Origin of the sequence: Nocardia sp. NPDC005978, from assembly GCF_040614455.1 — a bacterium.
In the GTDB taxonomy this organism is placed as follows: domain Bacteria; phylum Actinomycetota; class Actinomycetes; order Mycobacteriales; family Mycobacteriaceae; genus Nocardia.
In genome coordinates this window covers 1-10,284 of sequence record NZ_JBEXUS010000002.1, presented here as the reverse complement: position 1 = coordinate 10,284, position 10,284 = coordinate 1, and the positions used below count along the sequence as shown (strand labels likewise).

At 64.1% G+C, this 10,284-nt stretch carries 10 protein-coding genes; 8 read left to right on the top strand and 2 right to left on the bottom strand.

Going from position 1 to position 10,284, the window contains the following annotated elements; genetic code table 11:
- Nucleotides 1-17: 17 nt before the first annotated feature.
- The 6 genes from ABZ319_RS01160 to ABZ319_RS01135 all read left to right on the top strand — a co-directional run bounded on the left by ABZ319_RS01160 (nt 18) and on the right by ABZ319_RS01135 (nt 6,253).
- Nucleotides 18-434, top strand: a complete 417-nt coding sequence (locus tag ABZ319_RS01160; RefSeq protein ID WP_354984250.1) for an SCP2 sterol-binding domain-containing protein — start codon at nt 18-20, stop codon at nt 432-434.
- A 27-nt stretch (nt 435-461) separates the two neighbouring features.
- Nucleotides 462-1,055: a cytochrome c oxidase subunit 3 gene (locus ABZ319_RS01155; RefSeq protein WP_354984249.1), complete on the top strand. Its 594-nt coding sequence runs from the start codon at nt 462-464 to the stop codon at nt 1,053-1,055.
- 11 nt (nt 1,056-1,066) lie between these two features.
- Nucleotides 1,067-1,360, top strand: coding sequence for a hypothetical protein (locus tag ABZ319_RS01150; RefSeq protein WP_354984248.1), 294 nt, complete (start codon nt 1,067-1,069; stop codon nt 1,358-1,360).
- Nucleotides 1,361-1,424: 64 nt separating this feature from the next.
- Nucleotides 1,425-2,255: a hypothetical protein gene (locus ABZ319_RS01145; RefSeq protein ID WP_354984247.1), complete on the top strand. Its 831-nt coding sequence runs from the start codon at nt 1,425-1,427 to the stop codon at nt 2,253-2,255.
- Nucleotides 2,256-3,662, top strand: coding sequence for a flavin monoamine oxidase family protein (locus ABZ319_RS01140; RefSeq protein ID WP_354984246.1), 1,407 nt, complete (start codon nt 2,256-2,258; stop codon nt 3,660-3,662).
- Between the two features lie 236 nt (nt 3,663-3,898).
- Nucleotides 3,899-6,253 (top strand): arylsulfatase, encoded by a 2,355-nt coding sequence (locus ABZ319_RS01135; RefSeq protein ID WP_354984245.1) that lies wholly within the window; start codon nt 3,899-3,901, stop codon nt 6,251-6,253.
- Nucleotides 6,254-6,293: 40 nt separating this feature from the next.
- Here the strand turns inward: ABZ319_RS01135 and ABZ319_RS01130 are convergent, their stop codons facing one another.
- Both ABZ319_RS01130 and ABZ319_RS01125 read right to left on the bottom strand, forming a co-directional pair.
- Nucleotides 6,294-7,301, bottom strand: a complete 1,008-nt coding sequence (locus ABZ319_RS01130) for a DUF2156 domain-containing protein (protein WP_354984244.1) — start codon at nt 7,299-7,301, stop codon at nt 6,294-6,296.
- Between the two features lie 3 nt (nt 7,302-7,304).
- On the bottom strand, nt 7,305-8,165 hold the full coding sequence (locus tag ABZ319_RS01125; RefSeq protein ID WP_354984243.1) for a class I SAM-dependent methyltransferase: 861 nt from the start codon (nt 8,163-8,165) through the stop codon (nt 7,305-7,307).
- A 194-nt stretch (nt 8,166-8,359) separates the two neighbouring features.
- Here ABZ319_RS01125 and ABZ319_RS01120 point away from each other — a divergent pair, with 194 nt between their 5' ends.
- Complete coding sequence (locus ABZ319_RS01120; RefSeq protein WP_354984430.1) at nt 8,360-9,820, top strand: SidA/IucD/PvdA family monooxygenase; 1,461 nt, start codon at nt 8,360-8,362, stop codon at nt 9,818-9,820.
- Between the two features lie 169 nt (nt 9,821-9,989).
- The gene (locus ABZ319_RS01115) at nt 9,990-10,151 is read left to right on the top strand and encodes a hypothetical protein (protein ID WP_354984242.1); all 162 of its coding nucleotides are present in this window, start codon (nt 9,990-9,992) and stop codon (nt 10,149-10,151) included.
- Nucleotides 10,152-10,284 lie beyond the last annotated feature (133 nt).

The window sequence follows — 10,284 nt, the reverse complement described above, 5'->3', positions numbered from 1 at the left end:
GAGAGAGAACCTGAATCATGGCAATCTTCGGCTCGACAGAAGAGCTCTACGGCACTGCCACACCGTTCCTGGAACGGGTGATGGAGACCGGCCTCAAGGACAAATTGGTGCCGATCGGCAGTTTTCGCATCGTGTACTCCAACCCGGCCGGGTACTTCCTGCTCGACCCGACGATGGACGACGCCCTGCAGGTCACGGTCGGAGACACCGCCGCGGCCGGTGACGTCGACGTTCAGTTGACGATGTCGGCCGACGACGGCCACCGCCTCCTACTCGGAACGCTGAACATCAAGAAGTCGCTCGCGCTGCGCAAAGTCAAGGTTTCCGGTCCATTGATCAAGCTGCTGAGTCTGCTCCCGGCGTTCGAGCCCATCTACGCCGAGTACCGAAAGTATTTGACAGACATAGGTCGTCCGGAACTCCTGGACTACTGACCCGCGTGTGCGACGAGAAGAGTCACCATGACAACCCAGACGAAAGATCCGGTCTCCGGAACCAGAGCTGCGATCACACCGCGGACGGTTCCGGGTGAACCCGGGCTATGGCTGATCATCTTTGCTGAACTCGTTCTTTTCGGGGTGTACTTCGGGTGCATCACCTACTACCGCATCGAACATCCGGACATGTTCCGCGAGTCGAAGGAAATCCTGAATCCGGCGGTGGGCATCGCCTACACCGCCCTGCTCCTGACCGGATCGCTCTTCGTCGTTCTCGGGATCAACGCGGTGCAGCGACTCGCGGCTCGCGATGCCACCCGCTGGTTCAGGTACGCATCCTGGACGGGCGTCGCCTTCTTCGTCGCGAAATGCGTGGAGTACGGCACGAAGGCGTCCGACGGTATCTTTCCGAACACCAACGACTTCTTCATGATGTATTTCGTCCTGACGGCACTTCACCTTTGCCATGTCATCGCGGCGACCATCCTGTTCCTGGTGATCGGCTACGGGCCCGACTCGGTTCGCCTGCGCCTGAATTTCATCGAAGGGTCCGGTAGTTACTGGCATTTCGTGGACGCGGTCTGGGTGTTCCTGTTCGCGCTTTTCTATCTGGTTTAGGAGGAGGATCTGTGGACGGCGGAAATGCCGGTGCAGCGCCGGTGCAAGCGTGGAAGGCGGATCGGGTAGCCGTGTACGCGTGGTCGATCCTCATGGTGATCACCGTGGTGTCGGTCATGACGAGTAGCTACACACGCGGCTGGAACTACGAGCCGGCGGTAGTTGTGTTGTTCGCCGGCATCAAATTCTGGATCATCGCATTCCAGTTCATGACCAATCGCGGGTCGGCAGCTTGGCTGCGCGCCGCGCTCGGCGTATACGCCGTGCTGCTCGTGGCCGGGCTCTCCGTACCGTATTTTGTCTAGATCATCGTGTGCCGTGCGTTCTCGGGCGGCGGGATCTTAATAGCGAAGAGGCATATTCATCGCGATGAGCACTCTCATTAGCTTCAAGTATCAGAAACGTTTGGCCCTTACGTCTTTCGTCTTGTACGTCCTGTTCACGAGCGGGCTCTTCTGGGGGCGGTTGTTCACCGCGGAATGGAAGTCCCCTATCACCGACCCCAACTGGACGGCAGAGCAGGCTTCGGCCTTCTACACCGACCACCGCGGACTCATCCAACTGGGCGTCTTCTCCTACATGATCGGCACCTCGTTCCTCATCCCCCTGGCCGTGCTCGTGGCCGCCCGAACCCGGATGCTGGAGAAGCGCTTCGCGTTCTTCAGCATGGGGCAGCTCGTCGCGTTCACGGGCTGCTACATGGTCATCGTTCTCATGGGCATCATGTGGACGATGGCGGCGTTCCGGGCCGGCAGCGTGAGTCCCGAACTGACGCAGGCCTTCAACGATCTGGCCTGGCTCGTCACCATCTACGGCTGGCCGCCCTTCGCGGCCTGGATTCTGCTCATGGCGCTGCCCGTCTTCCTGGCCCCGCCGGGATCTCCCACCCTGCCCCGGTGGTGGGGGTACTTCAGCATCCTCGAAACCATCGCGGGCGGCACCGTGATCAACGGACTGGTCGGGTTCTTCAAGACCGGGCCCTTCGCCTACAACGGGATCATCTCCACCTACCTGCCGCTGGGATTCTTCGCGGTGTATCTCGTAGTGACCTCGGTGATGCTGGCGTTCTTCGACCGCAATCATCCGGATTACCACGGTGATTCGGGCCGCGCCGCCGCGGTGGGCGACGCGGATCCGCACCCGGTCGTGTCCGAGCCGGACCGTCCGCTGGACGTCCCATTGCCCGAAAGGATCGGTTGAGTGACCGAGAGCAGAGATATGTCGCCCGAATACGACGTGGTGGTCATCGGCGCCGGTGTCGCCGGGCTGACGGCAGCCAGAGAACTCGTGGCAGCCGGCCACACCGTCACCGTCCTGGAAGCCAGAGATCGGGTCGGGGGTCGCCTGCACAACGGGATCCTGCCCGACGGCGCGCCCATCGAACTCGGTGGCCAGTGGGTGGGCCCCGGGCAAACCCATGTGCTGTCGCTCATCTCCGAGCTCGGGCTTTCACTGTTTCCGACCTACGATTCGGGACGTCACGTCGTCGAACTCGACGGTAAGCGGGTCACATACAGCGGCCGCATTCCGCGAGCGAGTCCGGTGCTCCTTGCCGATCTCGCCTACGGACTCTGGCAACTGGACCACGGTGGCCAGCCGCTGCCGGCACCCGGAATCCCGCTGTCGGCCAAGGCCGCCGAGCTCGATCGGCAGACGTTCGCGGAATGGATCGGCAAGCATATGCGCACCGAGCGCGGGCGACGCTACATGCGGTACATCACCGGGGCGATCTTCGCCGCCGAACCCGAAGAGCTCTCCGCCCTCTGGGTGTCGGCGTTCCTGGCCGCCAATGGCGGAACGGACAAGCTCATCAGCACCAAAGGCGGCGCTCAGCAGGACCGGATCGTCGGTGGATCACAGCAGATCGCGCTGAAACTCGCGGAGCGACTAGGGGATCGAGTCCGGCTCAGCAGCCCCGTGAGCGGGATCGACTGGGACGAGCGGGGGGTTCGCGTCGAACTGGCGGATGCCTCGACAGTGACGGCCCGGCGAGCGATCGTGGCGATTCCCCCGGTGCTGTGCGGGCGACTTCGGTACACGCCCGATCTGCCCGGGGACCGTGTCCGGCTCACCGAGCAGATGCCGATGGGGCGCGTCATCAAGATCAACGTGGTCTACGGCGAACCCTTCTGGCGCACTACGGGACTCAGTGGTCAGGCCAACAGCACAACGCGAGCCGTCGGCACGGTGTTCGACAACACCCCGCCGGGCAGCGAACTGGGAGTGCTGCTCGGTTTCATCGACGGACGGCACGCGGATCAGGTCGCACGACTGTCCACGCGGGAACGGTACCGGCAGAACGTGGACGATCTGGTCGCCTACTTCGGCCCGGCCGCTGGCGACCCGATCGACTACATCGAAACCGACTGGGCCGCAGAGCAATACACCGGAGGTTGCTTCGGCGCCTTCACCGGACCGTCGACACTGACCCGATTCGGAACGGCACTGCGCACTCCGGTCGGACCGCTGCACTGGGCGGGCGCGGAGACCTCCCGGACCTCGGTCGGCTACATGGACGGCGCGATCGAATCCGGACAGCGCGCTGCGCGCGAGGTATCCGAACTTCTCGCACGGATTCCCGTCGGGACGAACGACGGGGCGGCCTGAAGACAAGCCGGAGCACAGCCTGCTGTGTCGAAGCCGGATCTGGTGGATGAGGCGGCGCTTGCGCTCGTGGCGCCGGCAGGGTCCCGGCGTGGCTATTGCTCAGCCTGACCGATAGGCATGATTCCCTTGTCGGTAGCAGGTCAGAAGAGTGCGCTGAAGCGGTTGTCGCTGGTCGAGTGTGTCGAGCGTTGTCGGCTCGGTTGAGCGAGTCGGATGGAATCGTCGAGGAGCTGCGAATGACGAATTCTTCGAATTATGACCCGCAGGGTCTGGATCGGTCGCGTCTGCCGATTCCGGATCCGCCGTTCCGGGGAACGATCGGCACGACGTACGAGGATTCGGTTCCGGATTGGCCGGATCCGCCGTCAGCTCCGGCGGGCGCTCCCAACGTGGTCATCATGATGCTCGACGATGTCGGCTTCGGGCAGGTCGGGACATTCGGTGGTCCGGTCCCGACCCCAGCTCTCGACAAGCTCGCCGGCGCGGGTCTGCGATACAACCGCTTTCACACGACGGCGATCTGCGGGCCTTCCAGGGCCGCGCTGTTGACCGGGCGCAACCACCACAACTGCGGCGCGGGTTTCCTCGCGGAATGGGCGACGGGATTTCCGAGCTACACCAGCCTGATCCCGAAGTCGACCGCGACGATCGGACGGACGCTTCGGGAGAACGGCTACAACACCGCCTGGTTCGGCAAGAACCACAACACGCCCGATTGGCTGACCAGCGTGGTCGGCCCGTTCGATCGCTGGCCCACCGGACTGGGTTTCGACTATTTCTTCGGTTTCAACGCGGGCGAGACGAACTCCTTCTACCCGGCGCTGTTCGAGAACACGCGCGCGGTGGAGCCCGATCGTGGGCCCGAGGAGGGCTACCACTTCATGACCGACATCACCGATCGGGCGATCGAGTGGCTGCGCTACGGCAAATCGGTGAACCCGGACAAGCCCGCTTTCCTCTACTTCGCCCCGGGAGCCATGCACGCTCCTCACCAGGTGACCCAGGAGTGGCGCGACCGATTCCGCGGTCAGTTCGACAAAGGCTGGGACGTCGTTCGTGACGAGACCTTCCAGCGTCAACTCGCGCTCGGAGTGATCCCGCCGGGGACGGTCAACACCCCGCGGCCGGACTGGGTGGACCCGTGGGATTCGCTCTCGGAGGACGAGAAACGTGTGTGCGCCCGCTTCATGGAGAACTATGCCGGGTATCTCGCCTTCGTCGATCAGGAGTGCGGGCGTCTGATCGACGCCGTCAACGGGCTTCCCGACGCGGACAACACCCTGCTCTGCTTCATCGTCGGAGACAACGGCGCCAGCTCCGAAGGCGGTCCGCGCGGGACCGTGAACGAGATCATGAACCTCAACGGCATTCAGTCCGACGTCAGCGAAATCCTCGCGCGCATCGACGATATCGGCACTCCGAACAGCGAGTCTCATTACCCGATGGGCTGGGCGTGGGCAGGCAATGCCCCCTTCCAATGGGTCAAACAGGTCGCCAGCCACCTCGGCGGCACCCGCAACCCCATGATCGTCACATGGCCCTCCCGCATCACCGAGGCCGGCGGCATCCGGTCCCAGTTCACCCATTTGATCGACATCGTCCCGACCATCCTCGACATCGCCGGAATCCCCGCGCCGGACACGGTCGACGGCATCGACCAGAAGCCGATGGACGGGGTATCGATCGCCTCGACCTTCGACTCGGCGGACGCACGCCCGACGCGATCGCGACAGTACTTCGAGGTCCTGGGCAACCGTGCGATCTATGACGACGGCTGGATCGCATGCGCCCAGCACACCCGCCCGTGGCGAATGGACATCGCACCCGGGAACTGGGACGCCGACCGTTGGGAGCTCTACAACCTCGACGAGGATTTCAGCGAGAGCCTCGACCTTGCCGACCAGCACCCCGCCAAACTCGCGGAACTGAAAGAGATCTTCGACCGCGAGTGCGTCGCCTACGGCGTCTACCCGCTCGATGATCGTGGCTCGGCGCGGCTCAGCGTCCCCAAGCCAGCCCCGGGGGGAGCAGACCCGAACCGCACGCGGTTCACCTACTACCCGGGTACGTTGCGGTTGCCCGAGACCGCCGCACCCAATACCAAAAACCGTTCTCACGCAATCGAGGTGACACTCGACGGAACGGGCGACGGCATTCTGGTCGCCGCGCGTGGATCCTCTGCGGGGTATGTGCTGTACGTGCACGACGGCCGACCTGTCTACCACTACAACTACTTCGGGTCCGAGCGCACGATCATCGAATCCGATCTGCCCTTGCCGGACGGCCCCTCGATCGTTCGCCTCGAGTTCGTCTATGACGGGGGCGGCTTGGGCAAAGGCGGCGAGGCAACACTGTTCGTCAATGACCGAGTCGGTGCTCGCGACCGGATCGAGCGCACCGTGCCCGGACGATTCGGGATCGATACCTTCAACATCGGCCGCGACACCGGTTCGCCCGTGAGCCCGCAGTACCCCATGCCGTTCGCCTTCACCGGAACGATCCGGCAGGTGGATATCGTCATCGCCGAGCCCGGAGTCAGCACGGACGAGGCACGGCTGCACGCCATGTTCGACGCGGGAAAAGACTACTGACAGCGACTGTCCGGCGACCCTGAGACGCTACTCCGAACCGTCACAGTGCGTTCGTCACACGCGCCAGGTGCCATACATCGCTGGGCCGGATCCCGCCCGGAAACGCGAGGTACTCGGGGGTCACCTGGTGCGGACGCCATTTGGATTTGAAGGCCAGCTGAGTTTCCGCGGGATACAGCGCCCGGCCGTGTTTGCGGACCTGAGCAGCGGCCAGCGTCAGCATACGGCTGGCGGCCCCGGGGATTTCATGCTCGGGCTCGATGCCGACGAAGGGCGTGAAGCCCAGATGAATCCAGCCGGCGTCGTCGGCGCGCAACGATTCCGCGGCAACCGCGAAAATATGCTCGACGACGCCGGGCGGTGCGCTGGGCACGCGACGCGTCAGGTCGTACAGCCATCCGTGCTGGGCGCCGTAGACCGGAGCGAACGACACGTAGGCGACCACACGCCCCGCGACCTCGGCCACGAAGAGCCTGCGCTCACGCTGCAGTGCGCCGCCGCGCTCCCCGATCATGAACCGAAGTTCCTTCACGTGGCGGCCCTTGCCGCGCAGCCAGGCCGAATCGATGGCATCCAGCTGCGTCATGCGGTCGGTGTCCGCCGCGCTGTTCGCCGAGACCTCGCTGACCACCACGCCTTCCCGCTTGGACCGCGAGATCATGTTCCGCGTCTTGACGAACTTCTGCCCGCGCAGCGTGAACGCGGAAAGGTCGATGCTGTAGGACGAGCCGAGCTGATTGACCACCCACCCGGCCTCGGCGGCGCGCTCGGCGTCGGGCCTGGACAACTGCACGGCGATCACGCGTTTGCCCTGCCCGGCCGCCGCCGCGTGGAACGCGGCGTCGAGCTCACGGCGTGCGTTCTCGTCCGCGCCGAAGGCGCCGGTGAACTGAATCCAGCAGCGTCCCTGCGGGCGATAGGCGATCACGCCGTGCACGCCTGCGACGGTGAAGAATTCGTTGTCCGCGTTCAGCGCGAGAAATGCCGACGAGTGATGCCCCAGATCCGCCAGGATCGGCAACGCCTCGACATTGGAACACCTCTGCATCGTTCAGTCTCCCCGGGTCCTGCCGCGGAATCGCACTTCGGTGACAGCGAAGCGCAGGGCGTCCGGCAGGGCCGGATTATGGTAGGCGGCCTGGATGATGCGGCCCTGCAATCCACGTCCGGCGGGGGGCCGGATGTGCCGAGTCGACGCGACACCGGCCAGCTGCCGGGGAAACCGCCTGATCCTGGCCGGCGTCATTCCGAACGGCATCGGCGGGAACACGTAGCCTTCGGTGCCGACCGAGGATCCCGTCACCGCCGAGCCCACGCCGAATGCCTTGTTGCGCCGTCCGGCCCACCAGGGTGGAACACTGTCGAAGACGATTCGCCCGCCGGGGAAACGGCGCGCGCAGTCCTCGATCAAACCGAGCGCGGCCTGCTCGTCGAGGTAGTACAGCAGCCCCTCCGCGGTGATGAGAACCGGCTCGTCCGGTGGTATGTGCTCTGCCCAGCCGAGATCGAGGGCCGAAGCACCGACCGACACGATGTTCGGCTCGGCCGGAAGAAGTCGGCTGCGGATCGAAACGATCTCGGGCAGATCCACACTGAGCCAGCGGCAATCGGCCGAGCCGAGTCGCCAGTAGCTGGTCTGCAATCCCTCGGCGAGGGCGACCACCGTGCCGTTCGGGTGCTCGTCGAGGAATTCGCGCACCACACCGTCGAAGGTCAGCGCACGAATCGCGTAGATCTGATTCGGGTCACCGAATTTCCGGCGGAACGGGTAGTCGAGGTCCTCCAGTAATCGAACCGCGTGCGGATCGGTGATGATCGCGTCCGGACGCGACGCTTCACTTCCGCGGAACCAGAGCGTGAACAGCGCTGTCTCGGCGACGCCTTCGAGGACCGCCGCATTCAACTTGACCAAGATTTCCTCGCTGCCGACTGTCGTACCTGCTGCGTTGACTCGGCGAGATTACGTTGACGTATTTCGGGTGGGAAGTGTTGTGCTGCACGGGCTTACCGCTGTGCACGTCGACGATTGACCGCACAGGACCGCGCGGTGATCATGAACCGGCGCACTGGCCAGGACGTTGTCATCGGGAGAGGGATGTGGCCGAAATGAATCCGTCGGCGGTCGAAGTCGAGCGGTGTGAGGTGTGCATCGTGGGCGCCGGAATGGCCGGGATCAATGCTCTAGCGGTCGCCACCGAGTACCTCGGCCGGCAGCAGAAGGTCGTTCTTCTCGACCGGCGACCTCGACCCGGTGGAATGTGGGTCGATACGTATCCGTATGTGCGCCTGCACCAACCGTACCGGTTCTTCACCGCCGGCAATCTCCGGTGGCAGCTCGACGCGGATCCCGCATACCTCGCGAACCGAGCGGAAGTGCAGGACCACCTCGCCCACTGTCTGGACACGCTGAGCCGGCGTGTTCGGCTCGTGACGCGTTTCGGCGTCGAATTCGAAAGCTGCACCGAAGAGTCGGGGATCGTTCGAGTGGTCACTCGGTCGGCGGATGGGACGACCCGCGTCATCGAGGCCAAGAGATTGATCAAAGCCTATGGCTGCCAGATCGTTCCGAACGACCCGTTGCCGCTGTCGAGCACACGGATCAATTCCATCTCACCCGATTACCACGACCTGCGACAGGGCGAGCTGAAGAACAGTTCCACGCCCGTCTGGGTCGTCGGTGGCGGCAAGACCGCCATGGATACCGTCCAGGTGCTCGTCTCGGAGTACCCCGATCGCGAGATCAACCTCGTCACGGGTTCCGGGACGTACTTCATGCGACGTGACGAGATGTTCCCCGAAGGAATGCGGAAATGGTGGTCCGGCTACGAGCCGATCAGCATGTTCTCGCGATTGGCCACACGGTTCGACGGGGTCAACGAGAAGGACATGGACGCCCTGTTCCGGGACGGCTACTGCACGCGCCTGACCCCCGACCCGGGTAACTTCCTGTTCGGCTACCTCTCCGACGCGGAAGCCGCGACGATTTCCGCGGGACTGACCTCGATCGTGCTGGAGCGTCTGGTCGATGCGGTCGATCGGGGCAGCGCAACGGAATTGGTGTTCCGAGACGGAACGACGAGAACGATTCCGCCCGGGAGCTGGGTGGTCAACTGCACCGGGTATCTGCTGGCGCGCGAGCATCCGTATGAGCCGTACACGTCCGAGAGCGGGTCGGTGCTGTCGATTCAGCAGCGTTCGGCGACCCTGCAACCGGTCACGGTGCAGTCGTATTTCATGACGCATTTGATGTTTCGCGATCGCCTGCGGGATGCGCCGCTGTACGAAATCGACGTCGAAGAACTCCGGCGCAAAGCGAGCAGGGTACTGCCCTACGCGTTGATCGCGCTCAACCAGCACAACTTCAGCGTTCTCGCCGACAACGTTCCGATCAAGACGTTCCTGGACTGTGGCGCCGACGTCAGTCGCTGGTACCCGATTCCGCGCCGCGTGCGGAGCGGCGCCCGGTTCCTGTGGACGCATCGCCGGGATCGCGACCACCACCGCAGGACGTTGGAGACCGTGCGCGAACGGTTCGATGTTCGATGCGGCCGGCTGGGGGCGAGTTGAGCGACGCGAAAGATTATGCGCGACAACGCACTCGAGTTGCTCGGCTTGAAAGTTCCACACGAATCCCGATAGCCGATTCGCATGGGCCCGGACGGTATACCGCGCGCACACCCCGCGCTGCAGCTCCGCTATGGTCCGAGGTGAACGAGCATTCGAAGGAGTACGAACAATGGCATCAGCGCAGGAACTGACATTCGGCCAGAAGGCCCGGCTGGGACTTCAGGCGGCGGGCGCGTTCGCCCGGAATCCGAAGGCCTTGGTAGCGGTGGTGAAGTACCAACTCGCCGAACGGAAGAAGAACAAGACCTCGGGTCCCGCCACCGGAGTGTGATCGCAGCGCTGCTGGAAACAGGAATTCGCGCGACCGGCCGGCAATTGCCGGCGCGGGGCGCGGAATTTGCGGCGACCTGAGCAAAACTCCCCGGCGCCCCTTCGGCCCCCCGTGGTGGTTTTTTATGCGACCG

Excerpts from the sequence above, each read along its gene's own strand:
- ABZ319_RS01160 (WP_354984250.1), top strand. The coding sequence starts at position 18 with ATGGCAATCTTCGGCTCGACAGAAGAGCTCTACGGCACTGCCACACCG.
- ABZ319_RS01155 (WP_354984249.1), top strand. The coding sequence starts at position 462 with ATGACAACCCAGACGAAAGATCCGGTCTCCGGAACCAGAGCTGCGATC.
- ABZ319_RS01145 (WP_354984247.1), top strand. The coding sequence starts at position 1,425 with ATGAGCACTCTCATTAGCTTCAAGTATCAGAAACGTTTGGCCCTTACG.
- ABZ319_RS01135 (WP_354984245.1), top strand. The coding sequence starts at position 3,899 with ATGACGAATTCTTCGAATTATGACCCGCAGGGTCTGGATCGGTCGCGT.
- ABZ319_RS01130 (WP_354984244.1), bottom strand. The coding sequence starts at position 7,301 with ATGCAGAGGTGTTCCAATGTCGAGGCGTTGCCGATCCTGGCGGATCTG.
- ABZ319_RS01120 (WP_354984430.1), top strand. The coding sequence starts at position 8,360 with ATGAATCCGTCGGCGGTCGAAGTCGAGCGGTGTGAGGTGTGCATCGTG.
- ABZ319_RS01115 (WP_354984242.1), top strand. The coding sequence starts at position 9,990 with ATGGCATCAGCGCAGGAACTGACATTCGGCCAGAAGGCCCGGCTGGGA.